15 protein-coding genes and 1 tRNA gene are annotated in these 15,242 nt (G+C 71.0%); 15 read left to right on the top strand and 1 reads right to left on the bottom strand.

Annotation, left to right across the window (positions count from 1 at the left end; genetic code table 11):
• The first annotated feature begins 4 nt into the window (after positions 1-4).
• Genes BLR95_RS03915 through BLR95_RS03900 form a run of 4 tightly spaced genes read left to right on the top strand, consistent with a single transcriptional unit; the run spans position 5 to position 3,649 of the window.
• Entirely contained in the window at positions 5-1,210 is a 1,206-nt protein-coding gene (locus BLR95_RS03915) for an AAA family ATPase (RefSeq protein WP_092615736.1), read from the top strand.
• Positions 1,210-1,863 (top strand): DUF4276 family protein, encoded by a 654-nt coding sequence (locus BLR95_RS03910; RefSeq protein ID WP_092615733.1) that lies wholly within the window; start codon positions 1,210-1,212, stop codon positions 1,861-1,863. The genes BLR95_RS03915 and BLR95_RS03910 overlap by 1 nt, the downstream gene beginning before the upstream one ends.
• Positions 1,860-2,975, top strand: a complete 1,116-nt coding sequence (mtnA, locus tag BLR95_RS03905) for an S-methyl-5-thioribose-1-phosphate isomerase (RefSeq protein ID WP_092615730.1) — start codon at positions 1,860-1,862, stop codon at positions 2,973-2,975. The genes BLR95_RS03910 and mtnA overlap by 4 nt, the downstream gene beginning before the upstream one ends.
• Entirely contained in the window at positions 2,972-3,649 is a 678-nt protein-coding gene (locus BLR95_RS03900) for a class II aldolase/adducin family protein (protein ID WP_092615727.1), read from the top strand. The genes mtnA and BLR95_RS03900 overlap by 4 nt, the downstream gene beginning before the upstream one ends.
• A 687-nt stretch (positions 3,650-4,336) precedes the next feature.
• On the opposite strand, the gene BLR95_RS03895 is transcribed toward BLR95_RS03900, so the two are convergent.
• Entirely contained in the window at positions 4,337-6,445 is a 2,109-nt protein-coding gene (locus BLR95_RS03895; RefSeq protein ID WP_092615724.1) for a transglycosylase domain-containing protein, read from the bottom strand.
• A 150-nt stretch (positions 6,446-6,595) separates the two neighbouring features.
• Here BLR95_RS03895 and BLR95_RS03890 point away from each other — a divergent pair, with 150 nt between their 5' ends.
• The 11 genes from BLR95_RS03890 to dapB all read left to right on the top strand — a co-directional run bounded on the left by BLR95_RS03890 (position 6,596) and on the right by dapB (position 15,135).
• Positions 6,596-6,805, top strand: coding sequence for a ribbon-helix-helix protein, CopG family (locus BLR95_RS03890; protein WP_092615721.1), 210 nt, complete (start codon positions 6,596-6,598; stop codon positions 6,803-6,805).
• Between the two features lie 212 nt (positions 6,806-7,017).
• Complete coding sequence (locus tag BLR95_RS03885) at positions 7,018-8,304, top strand: ammonium transporter family protein (RefSeq protein ID WP_092615718.1); 1,287 nt, start codon at positions 7,018-7,020, stop codon at positions 8,302-8,304.
• Positions 8,301-8,468 (top strand): hypothetical protein, encoded by a 168-nt coding sequence (locus BLR95_RS15690; RefSeq protein WP_176787599.1) that lies wholly within the window; start codon positions 8,301-8,303, stop codon positions 8,466-8,468. Before BLR95_RS03885 ends, BLR95_RS15690 begins: the two co-directional genes overlap by 4 nt.
• Before the next feature lie 17 nt (positions 8,469-8,485).
• Positions 8,486-9,226 carry a creatininase family protein gene (locus tag BLR95_RS03880; protein ID WP_092615715.1) on the top strand — a complete coding sequence of 247 codons (741 nt, stop codon included), beginning with the start codon at positions 8,486-8,488 and terminating at the stop codon, positions 9,224-9,226.
• A gap of 5 nt (positions 9,227-9,231) precedes the next feature.
• Positions 9,232-9,558 carry a hypothetical protein gene (locus BLR95_RS03875; protein ID WP_092615710.1) on the top strand — a complete coding sequence of 109 codons (327 nt, stop codon included), beginning with the start codon at positions 9,232-9,234 and terminating at the stop codon, positions 9,556-9,558.
• Positions 9,559-9,975: 417 nt separating this feature from the next.
• Entirely contained in the window at positions 9,976-10,839 is an 864-nt protein-coding gene (locus BLR95_RS03870; protein WP_176787597.1) for a FecR family protein, read from the top strand.
• A 176-nt stretch (positions 10,840-11,015) separates the two neighbouring features.
• Complete coding sequence (locus BLR95_RS15685) at positions 11,016-11,909, top strand: FecR family protein (protein WP_176787595.1); 894 nt, start codon at positions 11,016-11,018, stop codon at positions 11,907-11,909.
• Positions 11,910-11,924: 15 nt separating this feature from the next.
• Positions 11,925-12,707 (top strand): hypothetical protein, encoded by a 783-nt coding sequence (locus BLR95_RS03860; RefSeq protein ID WP_143130927.1) that lies wholly within the window; start codon positions 11,925-11,927, stop codon positions 12,705-12,707.
• 11 nt (positions 12,708-12,718) lie between these two features.
• Positions 12,719-14,044: a DUF1513 domain-containing protein gene (locus BLR95_RS03855; RefSeq protein ID WP_143130926.1), complete on the top strand. Its 1,326-nt coding sequence runs from the start codon at positions 12,719-12,721 to the stop codon at positions 14,042-14,044.
• A 114-nt stretch (positions 14,045-14,158) separates the two neighbouring features.
• Positions 14,159-14,235: transfer RNA gene (locus BLR95_RS03850), tRNA-Arg, on the top strand.
• A gap of 102 nt (positions 14,236-14,337) precedes the next feature.
• Positions 14,338-15,135, top strand: a complete 798-nt coding sequence (dapB, locus tag BLR95_RS03845) for a 4-hydroxy-tetrahydrodipicolinate reductase (RefSeq protein ID WP_092615695.1) — start codon at positions 14,338-14,340, stop codon at positions 15,133-15,135.
• Positions 15,136-15,242 lie beyond the last annotated feature (107 nt).

Here is a 15,242-nt window from a genome sequence, read left to right as displayed (position 1 = left end):
AGCCATGCCCGGGTCTGGCGGCACCAGAGCGGTTCCCCGCATCACCTACCTAAGGGTTCGCAACTACCGAGCCCTGAAGGACGTGGAGTTGAAGAACCTGACCCCGCTGACCGTGTTCGTTGGCCCCAACGGCAGTGGCAAGTCCACCGTTTTTGATGTGTTTGCCTTTCTTTCCGAGTGCTTCAACGACGGGCTGCGCCGGGCCTGGGATCGCCGGGGCCGGTTCAAGGAGTTGCGCAGCCGTGGCGCCGACGGTCCCATTGAGATTGAGCTCAAGTTCAAGATTCCCAACGTTCCGCTGATCACCTATCGGCTGACCCTTGATGAAAGGGGGGGGCAGCCCATTGTTGCCAAGGAGCGTCTTTCCTGGACTCGAGGCAGGGGAGGTCGTCCCTTCGATTTTCTCAATTATGGTTCAGGCGACGGCTTCGCCATCAAGGCTGATCAGCCAGACCCAGACGCCGAGCGGGAGAACGAAGCCCTTGCCGCCCCGGACATGCTGGCCGTCAACACCTTGGGTCAGTTTGAGCGTCACCCTCGGGTGAAGGCGCTCAGGGAGTTCATCACCGGCTGGCATCTTTCCTACCTCTCGGCGACCGACACCCGGGGCACACCGGAGGCCGGCCCGCACGAACACCTGTCCCGCTCTGGCGACAACCTAGCCAACGTTATCCAGTACCTTCACGAACGCCATCCCGAAACACTTGAGGCCGTGCTGAGCCGGCTGACCCGCCGGGTGCCGCGACTCGAAAAGGTGACGGCCCAGCCGTTGGCTGATGGGCGGCTCCTGTTACAGATCAAGGATGCGCCCTTTCGGGAGCCGGTCCTTGCCCGCTTTGCCTCGGATGGCACACTGAAATTGCTCTCCTATCTGGTCCTGATGAACGATCCTCAGCCGTTTCCGCTGATCGGCATCGAGGAGCCGGAGAACTTCTTGCACCCGATGCTGCTGTACGAGCTGGCCGAGGAGTGCCAGACCGCCAGCGCCCACAGCCAACTGATGGTCACCACCCACTCGCCGCAGTTTGTCAATGCCCTGAAACCCCAGCAGGCTTGGATCTTGTGGCGCGGCCGGGACGGCTATGCCAAGGCCACCCGAGCCGCCGCCGTTCAGGGAATTCCAGAGATGATGGAGGCCGGCGGGCAACTGGGTGCCCTGTGGATGGAGGGCTACTTCGGGTTGGGAGACCCCGGCAGGGGCGGTGTGTGATGCCGGTCAGTATCGACGTCCTTCTTGAGGAACCGTCCGCCAAGGCGGCCCTTGATCAGTTCCTGCCCCGCCTTCTGCCCTCCCACGTCGACGTCCGCTGCCTCACTTTCCAGGGCAAGCCGGATCTTCTCAAGCAACTCCCCGACCGCTTGCGAGGCTACCGCGAACGCCTGCGTCATGAGTCCCTGTGGATCGTGGTCTTGATCGATCGGGACAAGGACGACTGCCGGGGCCTGAAGCACAGGTTGGAAGAGATGGCCCGGACGGCGGGCCTGAGCACCAAGTCAGCCCCGGACCCGACGGGTGATTTCGTGGTCGTGAACCGGATCGCGGTCGAGGAACTGGAGGCCTGGTTCCTGGGCGACGAGGCCGCCCTGATCGCGGCCTATCCCCGCCTCAGGCCCGGAGTCACGCGGACCCGGAAAATCCGTGACCCGGACGCGGTCCAGGGCGCCGCCGAGGCCTTGCACCGGATACTTCAACGCGCCGGCTACTACAAGAACCTGCATATGCCAAAGGGTGACGTGGCCCGCGATGTTGGTGCACACCTTTCCTTGCTCCCGGGCCACAATCGCTCACCGAGCTTCCAGACATTTGTTGCTGGCGTGATGGCCCTTGCCGACCGCCTTCCCAATCAGGACGCCACCACATGAACATCAACGGCACCCCCTACCGCACCATCTGGACCGCCGCCGACGGGCGCACGGTCCAGATCATCGACCAGACCCGGCTGCCCCATGATCTGGTCATCGTCGACCTGACCGGCCTGACCGAGGCGGCCCGCGCCATCAAGGACATGCTGATCCGTGGCGCCCCGCTGATCGGCGCCACCGCCGCCTACGGCATGGCCCTGGCGATGGCCGAGGACACCTCCGACCGCCATCTCGACACCGCCGCCACCACCCTGCTCGCCACCCGCCCGACGGCGGTCAACCTGCGCTGGGGGGTGGAGCGCCTGAAGGCCCTGCTCGCCCCGCTGCCCGAGGCCGAGCGCCTCGAGGCCGCCTACGCCGAGGCCGCCCGCGTGGCCGACGAGGACGTGGCCATGTGCGCCGGCCTGGGCGAGCACGGCCTGAAGCTGATCCGCGCCATCCACCAGCGCAAGGGCGGCCCGGTCAACATCCTCACCCACTGCAACGCCGGCTGGCTGGCCACCGTCGACTGGGGCACCGCCACGGCACCCATCTACAAGGCCTTCGACGCCGGCATCCCGATCCACGTCTGGGTCGACGAGACGCGGCCGCGCAACCAGGGCTTCAACCTGACCGCCTTCGAGCTGGGCCAGCACGGGGTGCCCCACACCTGCATCGTCGACAACGCCGGCGGCCACCTGATGCAGCACGGCCAGGTGGACATGGTGCTGGTCGGCACCGACCGCACCACCGCCCGCGGCGACGTCTGCAACAAGATCGGCACCTACCTGAAAGCCCTGGCGGCGCACGACAACGGGGTGCCGTTTTATGTCGCCCTGCCCGGGCCGACCATCGACTGGACGGTCGACGACGGGGTGGCCGAAATCCCCATCGAGGAACGCGACCCGGCCGAGGTGACCCACATCACCGGCGCCCTGGCCGAGGGCCCCACCGCCACCGTGCGCCTGACCCCGGCCATGAGCCCGGCCGCCAACCCGGCCTTCGACGTCACCCCGGCCCGGCTGGTGAGTGGTCTGATCACCGAACGCGGCGTCGCCGAGGCCAGCCGCGCCGGGCTGGCCGCGCTCTATCCCGAGGCGGCCCACGGAGAGGACAAGGGTGGCGCCGCATGAACGGCCTGCCCCTGAGGCGTGACCGCGACCTCGTGGCGCGCCACCAACTGATCGACACGGCCCGCGAACTGACCCGCCGGGGTCTGCGCAAAACCACCGCCGGCAATCTCAGCGTGCGGGCCGGCGAGGGCCTGCTGCTCACCCCCTCGGGCATGCAGTCGGGCGACCTGACGCCCCGCGACCTGCCGTTCATGGACCTCGACGGCAACTGGGAAGGCCCCCTCAAACCCTCCAGCGAATGGCGCTTCCATCGCGACATCCTGGCCAACCGGCCCGAGGTCGGGGCGGTGATCCATACCCACGCCCCGTTCTGCACCACCCTGGCCTGCCACCAGCGCGGCATCCCCGCCTTCCACTACATGGTCGGGGTGGCCGGCGGCACCGATATCCGCTGCGCCCCCTATGCCACCTTCGGCACCCCGGAACTGTGCCAGGCCGCCCTGCAGGCCCTGGACGGCCGCAAGGCCTGCCTGCTCGCCCACCACGGCATGATCGCCCTGGGCAAGGACCTCAAAAGCGCCCTCAAACTGACCATCGAAGTGGAAGAACTGGCCGAACAGTACTGGCGCTGCCTGCAACTGGGCGACCCACCCCTGCTCAGCGACGCCGAAATGAGCCGCGTGCTGGACCGCTTCACCACCTACGGACAGACCCAGGCCGCCGAGGTGGGCTGACGGGACGCCGTTGGGGGCGTTGCCCCCAAACCCCCACTGGGGGACCGAGGCGGTCCCCCAGACCCCCGCCAGTTCGGGGGAGCAAAACGCCACGGTGGCGTTGAGCGTGGGTGAGGGTTGGTTGCAGGCCGGCTTCGCCGGCCTGCGGAAACGAACGAAACACGCCCTGCGCGGACGTGATCGGCGCCTCTGCCAGGCCAGTCCCGCCCCCGGTTTTGGTTTACGCAGGCCAGCGAAGCTGGCCTGCATTCCAACCGATGAGGCTTACCCCCAGGCCCGCGTTTCGCGCCAACGAATTGGCGGGGGTCTGGGGGACCGCCTCGGTCCCCCAGTGGTGGTTTGGGAGCAAAACGCCACGATGGCGTTGAGCGTGGATGGGGGATGGTTGCAGGCCGGCTTCGCCGGCCTGCGGAAACGAACGAAACACGTCCTGCGCGGACGTGATCGGCGCCTCTGCCAGGCCAGTCCCGCCCCCGGTTTTGGTTTACGCAGGCCAGCGAAGCTGGCCTGCACTCCAACCGATGAGGTTCACCCCCAGGCCCGCGTTCCGCGCCAACGAATTGGCGGGGGTCTGGGGGACCGCCCCGGTCCCCCAGTGGGGGTGGTCGTTATGTTGCACACGCCGTCGTCGCTTCGCCTTCGGCTTCGCTCGGGGCGTGTGCGGGAGCAACGCCCCCATCCCTGCCCTCAGTCCCCGAAGATGTCTTTCCACAGGCTTTCGAGCAGGGTGGGGTCGTCGCTTTCGGGCTGATCCGGGGTGGGGGTATCGGCGGTTGCGGCTGGGCGAGGCGGTTGGGGCAGGGGGCGGCTGGGCAGGCCGCGGTGGGCTTCGCTCATCACCTGTTGCCAGATGGTGGCGGGCAGGCTGCCGCCGGTGACTTTGTCCATGGGTTTGCCGGCGTCGTTGCCGACCCAGACCACGGCCACGTAGTCGGCGGTGAAGCCGGCGAACCAGGCGTCGCGGAAGTCGCTGCTGGTGCCGGTCTTGCCGGCGGCGGGGCGGCCGCCGGGCAGGGCGGCGCGTCGGCCGGTGCCCTGCTCGATGACGCGGGCCATCATGGCGCTCATGGTGGCGGCGAGGCGGGGCTCGATGACCCGTCCGGCGCCGCCCGGCTGGCGCTGGTAGAAGACGTGGCCCGAGGGATCGAGGATGCGGTCGATGCCGTGCGGCCAGCCGGCCCGGCCGCCGGTGGCCAGGGGCAGGTAGGCGCCGGCGAGATCGAGCGGGGTGACCTCGAAGGCGCCCAGGGTGATGGCGGGGACGGGGGCGAGGTCGCCACCGATGCCCATGCGCCGGGCCACCGCGACGACGCGCTTCAGGCCGGCCTGTTGGCCGACCCGCACGGCGACGGTATTGAGCGAATTGGTCAGGCCATCGCTCAGGGTCACCGGTCCCCGGTAGCGGCCGTCGAAGTTGGTCGGTTTCCAGCCGCCGAGGTTGATCGGGGCGTCGTCGATCAGGCTGTCCGGGGTCAGTCCGGCTTCCAGGCCGGCCAGATAGACGAAGGGCTTGAAGGCCGAGCCCGGTTGGCGGCGGGCCTGGGTGGCGCGGTTGAACTGGCTGGTGCCGTAGGTGCGCCCGCCGACCATGGCGCGGATGGCGCCGCTGGTGTCGAGCACCACGACGGCGGCCTGGGTGGCGCCGCGCTGGCGGGCCTTGGCGTCCAGCACCTGGCGCACGGCGGTTTCGGCGGCGGCCTGAAGCCCGGGGTCGAGGGTGGTTTCGACGATCAGGTCGGCGTCCGGGTGGCCGACGAAGCCTTCCGCTTCCTGCACCGCCCAGTCGGCGAAGTGGCGGCCCAGGCGGGCCCGGGGCACGCGGTCGAGGGCCTGGGCGCCGGCCCGCATGGCCTGGCTGGCGGTGGCGTCGTCGATGTAGCCGGCGGCGACCATGGCCTTCAGCACCACCTCGGTGCGGGCCTTGGCGAGCTCGGGCTGGGCCACCGGGTTGTAGCGGCTGGGGGCTTTCAGCAGGCCGGCCAGGAGGGCCGCCTGATAGAGCGACACCCGGCGCGCCGAGACCCCGAAGTAGCGCCGCGCCGCGGCCTCGACGCCGTAGGTCCCGGTGCCCAGGTAGACCCGGTTGAGGTACAGGGTGAGGATCTGGTCCTTGGTGAAGCGCTGTTCCAGCCACAGGGCGAGCAGGGCTTCCTGGGCCTTGCGGCGCAGCGTCTGCTCGGGCGACAGGAAGAGGTTCTTGGCCACCTGCTGGGTCAGCGTCGAGCCGCCCTGGACGATGCGCCCGGCCTTCAGGTTGGCGACCATGGCGCGGGCCAGACCGATGGGGTCGAGGCCAGGGTGGTGGTAGAAGCGGCGGTCCTCGATGGCCAGCACGGCGCGCGGCAGGTAGGCCGGCAGCTCGGAGACCTGCACGGCGGCGCCGTGGATGGGGCCGAAGCTGGCCAGTTGCCGGCCGTCGGCGGCGGCGACGGTGATCCCCGGGCGGCGCGCCGCCTGGATGGCGTCGTCGATGTCGGGCAGGTCGTAGGCGAACCAGGCGACCACCGCGGCCAGGGCGATCAGCCCCCAGATGGCCACCGTCAGCAGCAGGCGGACCAGCGGCCACCAGCGGCGCGGGCGGGTGGTGGGACGGGACGGGCGGGTGGTGGGGCGGGATGGGCGGGCGGCGGGAGGAGACGGGCGGCTACCGGTTTTGGCGGCGCCCTTTTTGGGGGTGCTCTTCTTGGCGGCGGCCTTGGCCGGGGGGTTTTTGCCGGAATTGGCCGGCCGTTTGGCGGGGCTGGACTTGCGGCGGGGCGACTTTTTTGGTCCCGAACGCCCGGAATTACTGGTCATCAGAGCCACTTGCGATGTACGATCCACGCCTAAAGGATCGGTTTCTGGTCGGCGACGGGGGGCTGACCGCCGGCCGGGCACCTTCATGAAGCGGGGTCGCCGGGTCCGGGTTCGCCCGGGCGTGCGGCGCCGGTCACCAAGGGATGTAACATGAGCACCACCCGCCTGACCATTGAGCTTGATGCCCAGTTGACTGAACGCCTCGACCGCCTCGCCGCCGACGGCGAGCGGACCCGCGAGGATGTTCTGATGCAGGCCCTGGCCGAGTTCATCGAGACCTGGGAAGCCTACAGCGACACCGTCACCGCCCTCAACGTGGGCGACGAGGAACGGGTCGTCCTGCGCGCCGTCAACCAGTAGGGCGCGCGCCGGCGGGTGGCCTTCCGGGTCGGCCGCGCGCGGCAACTTTATCCTTTCCAGGGCACCGGCAAACGGTCTATCTCCCCCCTTGTTCCAACAGGGTTTGAGGCGGGCGGGGGTCCGTCCTTTGTTTCAGGCGGGCCATCGCCCGCGACCCATTTTTCAGGCGGGCCAGTCGTGCCCACCACGCGCCAAGGGGAGTGTTGCAGCCGATGAGCGTCACCACCGCCGGCCCGCTGGCCTTGTTCGGGCTGGCCCTGCTGCTGCCTGTCGGGCTGGGACTGGTCCAGGTCGCGGCGGGGCGGCGGGCCGACCTCAAGGCCACGCTCGGCCGGTTGGCCCTGGCCCTGCCGGTGGCGGTGATCGGCACCCTGCTGCTCGGCGGCTGGCTGCTCGACAGCCTGGGCGGCTGGCCGCTGGCGCTGGATCGGGAAAGCCCGGCCTCGCCCTTCGCCCTCACCCTGGGGCCGACCGTGGGCGGGCCGGCCGGCCTGCCCTGGCCGGTCCAGGCGGCGGCCGCCCTGAGCGCCGTGACCATCCTCGCCGGGGCCCTGATCGGCCGCCTGCGCACCGCCGCCTTCCTGCAGGTCGGGGCGTGGCTGGCCGGGGTCGGTCTGGCGGTGGCGGCGGCCTGGGGCTGGGCCAGCGACGGCTGGCTGGTCGCCACGCTTGGTTTTGTCGATCGCGGCGGCGCCGTCGCCCTGCATGGGGTGGCCGGCATGGCCGCCCTGGGGCTGGCCGTGGGCCTGCGCCGCGACCCGCTGCCGGCCGCCCCGAACGAGGGCGAGATGGCGTGGCTGGCCCCGCTCGGCCTGCCGCTGGTCCTGGTCGGCATGGTCGCCCTGCTCGCCGCCACCCATGTCACGCTGCCCGGCACCGACCACCCCATCGACCGTTTGGGCCTGCCCGCCGCCCCCTGGGACATGGCTGGCACCCTGCTCACCGGTCTGGCCGGCGGCGTGCTGGCCGGGCATCTGGTCGGTCGGGGCACGGCCTTCTGGCTGGCCGGCGGGGGGATCGCCGGAATGGTCGGGGTGAGCGCCGGGGCGGGCCTCTACCATCCGGTCCAGGCGCTCTTGATTGCCCTGCTGGTGGTTCCCGTGGTGCATCGCCTGCATGGCTTCCTGACCACCCACCTGGGCCTCGACGACCGGGCGGCGGTGGGCGCCGTGCATGGCCTTGGCGGGATGCTGTCGGCGATTGTCGCGGGCTATGTGCTGTGGGGCTATCCGGCCGTCGATCCGCTGGCCGCCGAGGCCCTGGGCCGGCCGCTGGCCGATCTGCCGACGGTCGACTGGCTGGGCGTTGGCGGCGGGCCGGTGCCGCTGGTCAGCCCGCTCGGCAACGCCGCCGGGGCCTTGCTGCTGGGGCTGGGGCTGGGTCTTGTGCCGGGCTGGCTGATCGGCCATCTGGTGCGCCGCGCCCACCTGCCGCGCCCGGAAGTCGCCAAGCCGGCCAAGAAGAGCCCGGCCAAGAAGAGCGAGGAGAGCGCCCCATGAGCACCGGCATCGCCGACTGGACCGGGCTCGCCCCGGGGCAGGCCCTGTACCCCTTCGCCGGCGACATCGAGCCGCTGTTGGTGCTGCTCCTGGCCGCCGTCTGGGTGTTCGCCAGCCGCGCCCTGGCCGCCGCCGCGCGGGGCCAGGAACCCCCCGCCGAGTAGAAACGAGGAAGGCCACCATGCAGCTTGCCACCGCCACCTGGCCCGAGGTCGAGGCCTATCTCGCCACCTGCACCGGCATCGTGGTGCCCATCGGCTCGACCGAGCAGCACGGGCCCAATGGGCTGATCGGCACCGACGCCCTGTGCGCCGAGGCGGTGGCCCGGGGGGTCGGCGAGGCGACCGGGGCGCTGGTGGCCCCGACCCTGTCCATCGGCATGGCCGAGCACCACATGGCCTTTCCCGGCACCATCACCCTCAAGCCCTCGACCCTGGTGGCGCTGATCGGCGACGTGGTCGGCGCGTTGGCCGAGCATGGCTTCGACCGCTTTCTGTTCGTCAACGGGCATGGCGGCAACATCCCCAGCCTGAACGCCGCCTTCTACGAGGTCCACGCCGCCCGCCGCGCCACCCGGCCCGAGGCGCCGGGGCTTCGCATGCGCATCGCCAACTGGTTCCTCGGCCCGGCGGTGGGGCGGCTGGCGGCCGAGCTTTATGGCGACAACGAGGGCTCCCACGCCACGCCGAGCGAGGTCTCGCTGACCCAGCACCTGTTGCCCGAACACATCAAGCCGGCCACCTTCTCCGGCCCGGCGCCGCGCGGCAGCTTCCACGACCGCCACGACGTGCGGCGCCGCTTCCCCGACGGCCGCATGGGCAGCGACCCCTCGCTGTCGCGGCCCGAGCACGGGGCCCGGCTGCTGGACACGGCGGTCGGCGAGATCGCCGAAGCCTGGCACCGCCTGCTGGCCGAGGACTGAGCCCGATGGCCCGCCGCAAGAGCCCCCGCGCCGACGATCTGTCCGCCCTGCTGGTCGCCCGCATGGCCGACTGCCCGACCGCCGAGAGTCTGCACGGCCGGGTCATCGCGCCCTTCGTCGCGGCGCTGGAGGAGGTCTGCGCCGCCCGGGGATATCTGCTCAACATCTACGGCGGCCGGGCCAATCTGGTGGTCAGCGACCCGGAGACGGCGGAGACCCTCTATCAGGTCATCGACGCCTATCTGGATGGCGCCGAGTCGGCCGATGAGGGGGAGACCGCCCCCTCCGCCCCTGCCGACGCCGCCCCCGACAAGGTCATCGGCGACGGCTGAGCCGGGCGCCGCCCGGCGGGGCGGGCCGGAGGCCGGCGTTCCGCCCCCAAACCCCTCTATCGACAAAGAGAAACGCAGCCCTGCCACGGTGTTCCGTGGTCGGAAGGGCGCGCCGTGGGCGCCGGGGATATTCCAAAAACCCGCAAAAGCCATTGTGGGTCGGGAAAATTGAAACGATAATAGTTCATATTCTTAATAACGACGCGGCTGCTCCCCGCTCACGCCGTGTCCCGGCCCCTCGCCAGGAGGACTCCGCCGATGCGACGATTTGCTCCGCTAGAGCCGAGAGCGAAAAATCGGAACCACTTGGTGGTTCCCGATTTTTCGCTCAAATCGGCTCTACACCTAAAATCCAGAGCCGATCGTGCGAAATCTGAAGCGCTCCGCGACTCACATTTCGCACGATCTGCTCTAGCCGTGGCCCTGGTCTGGCCGTTCGCCACCCCCGCCGCGCCGGCGCTGGCCCAGGCCGCCGGCGCCGAGGTGGGAACCAGCGTGCTGTCGGTGAATGAGGTCGAGCAGGTTGCCGGCCAGACCGCGGCACCCCTGCCCGAAGGGGCCCGGGTGCGGTTCGACTCGCTGCTGCGCACCGGGGCGCACAGCGCCAACAAGGACATCCTGGAGGACGGCACCGAGCTGACCCTGGGTCCGCGCGCCGAGGTGCGGGTTGACAGCTTCGTCTACGACCCGGCCACTGGCACGGGTGAGGCGGCGCTGACCCTGGTCTCCGGCGCCATGCGCTGGGCCTCGGGCTCGATGGCCTCGGAAAACTATCGGATTCTCACTCCCACCGCCTCGATCGGCATTCGCGGCACCGGTCTGGTGGTCGCCGTGACCGCCCGGCAGGAGACGGTGGCCCTGGTCGAGACCGGCGCGATCACCGTCACCGGCAGCAGCCAGCGCAGCGTCGACGTGGGGCCCGGGCAGTTCACCGTGGTCGATGCGCAAGGGGTGCCCTCCGCGCCGCGCGATGTGACCGGCACGGCGGGGGCCTCGGTGCTCGGCGGCCTGAACACCGATCTCGCCACTCTGACCCCGCCCCGGGTCACCCTGCCGCCGATCACCTACGAGACCCTGGCCAGCCGGGCCAGCGCGGCGCGCAGCCGTGCCGCCGCGACTCCGGCGGCGGCCAGCCGGAGTTTCGGCGGTGATGGTGATGCCGGGAGTCCCCCGGGACAGTCCGACCACCCGGGCCGCGATGCCGGTGCGACCTCCCGCGACAGCGTCAGCGGTGGCAGCGGCGGCGGCGGCAGCGGCGGTGGCACGGTCGGGAGTCTCTGAGCCCGCGCCGGTCGGGCTGCCCGTTGGGTCGGCCGGAGGCGAAAAGGTTGAGCCGGCGGGCAACCCTCGATAAACTATGCCATCTGGACCCTGGCCGCGAAAAGGGGGGCTGGTCAGGGGGCGGGTCGGTCGGGCGCATGGGCTCGACCGGGGCTTTCATGGGGGGATAGCAGATCGTGATACACTTGCCTTTCGGGATAACCCAGGCGCCCGCCGTCGCGTTGCTGGGGGGCCTCCTGCTGGTGGCCGGCCCGGCGAGCGCCCAGAGTCCGGGCACCGAGGTGGGGACCAGCGTGCTGTCGGTCAATCAGGTCGAGCAGGTCACCCGGCGCGGCAGCGCCGCGCTGCCGGAAGGGGCGCGGGTGCTGTTCGAGGCGCTGGTGCGCACCGGCGCCGACAGCGCCAACAAGAACCTGCTGGAAGACGGCACCGAGTTGACCCTGGGTCCGGGGGCCGAGGTGCGGGTTGACAGCTTCGTCTACGACCCGGCCAGCAATGCCGGCGAGGCGGCGCTGACCCTGGTTTCCGGCGCCATGCGCTGGGCTTCGGGCTCGATGGCCTCGGAAAGCTACAAGATTCTCACTCCCAATGCCTCGATCGGCATTCGCGGCACCGGTCTGGTGATCGCCGTGACGGCCCAGCAGGAGACGGTGGCGGTGGTCGAAACCGGGGCGGTCAGCGTCACCGGCAGCAGCCAGCGCAGCGTCGACGTGGCGCCCGGGCAGTTCACCGTGGTCGATGTGGCCGGCGTTCCCTCCGAACCGCGCGACGCGGCCGGAACCCCGGCGGCGGCGGTGGTCGGGGCGCTGAACACCGCCCTGGCCACCTTGTCGCCGCCGTCCGTCACCCTGGCCCCGACCACCTTCAGTTCGCTGGCCAGCCGGGCCGGTACGGCCCGTGGCGAGGCCAGCATCACGACCGCCACCGCGGCACCGGAAAGCTTCGGTGGCGATGGCACCGCCAGCCATGGCGATCCGCCCGGCGGCGTGTCGGGCGGCGTCGGTCGCGGCAGCGGCGGTGACGGCAGCGGCGGCGGAGACGGCGGCGGCGGCGGCGGTGGACACCACTAAGGGGAGACCATGACCATGAAGCAGATTCGTTTCCCCCGTGCTGTCCGCCTGGGCAGCCTCGCCCTGGCCGCCGGCCTGCTCGCCGGCTGCCAGACCCTGGACCTGGGCATGGCCCCGCCACCGGTCGACCTCAGCGCGCCGCCGCAGGTGTTCACCGGCAGCCACACCCTGCTTGGCGAAACCTTCCCCTTGCCGCCGGGTGAGTGGGAGTTGGCGGTGTCGGAGAGCTTCCGCACCCCGGGCAGCCGCGCCGCCACCCAGTATTACACGGTGCTGGTCAGCCGGGCGAACGGCGTCATCGACCGGGCCATCGTCACCTGGGTGCAGGCCAAGCACGGCCGGGGCAGCACCTACTGGTCGGGCTTCGAAGGCTGCCTGACGGAAGCCGATGACCCCACCGTGCAGGTGGCCGAGGTCAAGGCCAACGCCGACCTGACCGAGACCGTCCGCGGCCCCGACCTCGACTGCTGGCATGTCCGCGCCCTCAACCTGGGCACCGCCGGCACCCCGCACCCGATTGTCGCCGACATGGATGCCTACGCCCGGACGACCGGCGACTACCTGCCGGTGACCATGCTCGGCGCCCGCTTTGCCCGCAAGGACATCAGCACCCAACGGGCCTATGTGGAGTACCTGTTCAATCCCGACCTGCTGTACCCCGCCGACAAGCCGTGGACGGCCGACGATTGGACCCGCACCGCGGTGGCGGCCGATCCCGGCAAGCAGGCGGTGGTCGTCACCCTGACCGAATGGGCCCGCGACTGGTACCGCCGGGTGCACGGCGCGGCCGGGTCCTGAGCCCGGCCCCGGTGGACCACGAACCAACCACGGGCATCGACCGCCGCACCCTGCTCAAGGGCGCGGCGGTCAGTGTTTCCGGCGTCTTGACCGGCTGCGCCACCCTGGCCCCGGTGCCCCGCCGGGCCACCGTCCCGGGGCGTCGGGTCGCCGGACCGGCCCTGCTCATCCCCGGCTACCACCCGCATCTGGCCCGCTTCGACGGCCGCCCGGTGGTTGAGCATCCGCACCTCGCCCGCGCCATCCCCCAGGGGCACGACGGCCCGCTGTCGCTGGTCAGCCGGCTGTCGCTGGCCACGGGCGAGGTCGATGCCGCCCTGTTTCCGATCCAGGGACACGTCATCGCCACGGCGCCGGAAACCGGGCTGGCCGTCTTCCACACCCAGGGCGGCCGGCGCAGCGTCGCCTTCGACGCCCAAAGCCTGGACATGGTGGCCCTGTCGGCCCCCTTCGCCGCCGACTTCGTGGGCGGCGGCCACGCCATCTTCCTGCCCGGCGGCAAACGGCTGCTGACCGTCGAGCGCGCCCCCTACGACACCTTCGGCAACCGGGCCCAGTTCCATTACGGGCGCCTCACCGTGCGCGAGGCGGAAACCCTGAAGCCGCTGGAGAGCTTCTCCAGCCAGGGCATCGGCCCGCACGATGTGCACCTGCTGCCCGACGGCAAGACGGTGGCGGTGGCCCACTACGGCTCGACCCGCCCACGCGCCGGCCTGGACAGCCTTCAGGCCCGCGATCTGGTCGAGCCCAGCCTGTGCCTGATCGAGCTGGCTTCCGGCCGCCTGCTCGACAAGCTGCCCGGCCGGCCGGACGCCGAGCTGCGCCACCTCGCCATGGCCCCGGACGGCACCACCGCCTGCGTCCAGGTGCGGCTGGGCGCCGCCGACAGCCCGCCGGCCCGCCAGGCCATGCCCGGCCTGACCCGGCGCGACGCCACCATCGGCGACGACCTGGCCTATCTGCCGGCCGGCCTTTTGCACCGCCCCGCCGGCGCCGCCCAGGGCAGGGAAATGCTGGCCCAACCGCCGACCGCCCAGCGCCAGGGCCTGTCCATCGTCCACGACCCGGTGCAGCGCGTCTTCCTGACCACCTATCCCAGCTCCCACACGCTGATCGAGAGTGGCGAGGATGGCGGCATCCGGCGCATCATCGATACCGCCGGCCTCGGCCTGCCCTACCCCTGCGGCCTGACCCTGGGGCCCGGCGGCACCCACTGGCTGATCGCCGGCCACCAGGGCGACGTGCTGGCCCTGACCCGGCCCGACCTTGCCCCCGACCCCCAGGCCAGCTTCGCCGTTCCCGTCTTCGGCCACAGCCACATCGGGCTCGCCACCTGACGGAGGCCGCCTTTTCTTCCCCGGCTTTCCGCACCGGCATTCCCCCTTGGCAGCCCCCGGGGCGATGGGCTATACAGCCCGTTCACGGACGGCCCCGCCGTCCCGCCCCGATGGGCACCCGTAGCTCAGCTGGATAGAGTGCCGCCCTCCGAAGGCGGAGGTCACAGGTTCGAATCCTGTCGGGTGCGCCACCTCCTCCCGTTGATCGCGTTCCGTGCCCCCGCCCGGGCGGCCGAACGCCGCCCGCGCCGGTCGAGGACGGGGCGTTCGATCAAGGCTGGGAGGCGCCAAGCATGAAAATCGGCATCGTCGGATGCGCCGGCCGCATGGGCCGCGCCCTGGTCACCCAGGTGGTGGCCACCGAAGGAGCGCAACTGGTCGGCGGCACCGAACGCCCGCACGGCGGCCTGCTCGGCAAGGACATGGGCACCCTCATCGGCCGCGACACCCTGGGCGCCGAAATCACCAACAACCCCGGCGCCCTGTTCGAAAAGGCCCAGGTGGTGATCGACTTCACCACCCCGGCGGCGACCCGCAGCCACCTCGCCCTGGCCATGGAAACCGGCACCGCCCTGGTCATCGGCACCACCGGCCTGTCGGGCGAAGACCACGAGCTTCTGGCCCAGGCGGCCGAGAAGATCGCCCTGGTCCAGGCCCCCAACATGAGCGTCGGGGTCACCGTGCTGACCGCCCTGACCCGCCAGGTGGCCGCCCTGATGGGCCCCGAATACGACATCGAGGTGCTGGAAATGCACCACCGCCACAAGGTCGATGCCCCCTCCGGCACCGCCCTCGGCCTGGGCCAGGCCGCCGCCGAAGGCCGCGGCGTCAAACTCGACGAGGTGGCCCGGACCACCCGTGATGGCCACACCGGCCCCCGCCCGGACGGCGAAATCGGCTTCGCCACCCTGCGCGGCGGCGACGTCATCGGCGACCACACGGTGATCTTCGCCAGCAACGGCGAACGCCTGGAGTTGACCCACAAAGCCAGCGACCGAACCCTCTTCGCCCGCGGCGCCGTGCTCGCCGCCATGTGGCTGAAAAACAAAGACCCAGGCCACTACTCCATGTTCGACGTCCTGGGCCTCTGAACGCCATCGGCCGGGGCGTGGGCCTCACCGCCAAGGGGGCGCTGCCCCCTTGGAACCCCCGCCGGGGGGACCAGGGGCCCCCCCGGACCCCCGCCGTGACTTAAAAC

This window comes from Roseospirillum parvum (assembly GCF_900100455.1).
GTDB classification, from domain to species: Bacteria; Pseudomonadota; Alphaproteobacteria; order Rhodospirillales; family Rhodospirillaceae; genus Roseospirillum; species Roseospirillum parvum.
Note: the sequence above shows the minus strand (reverse complement) of the source record. Positions and strands in the feature narration are given on the sequence as shown.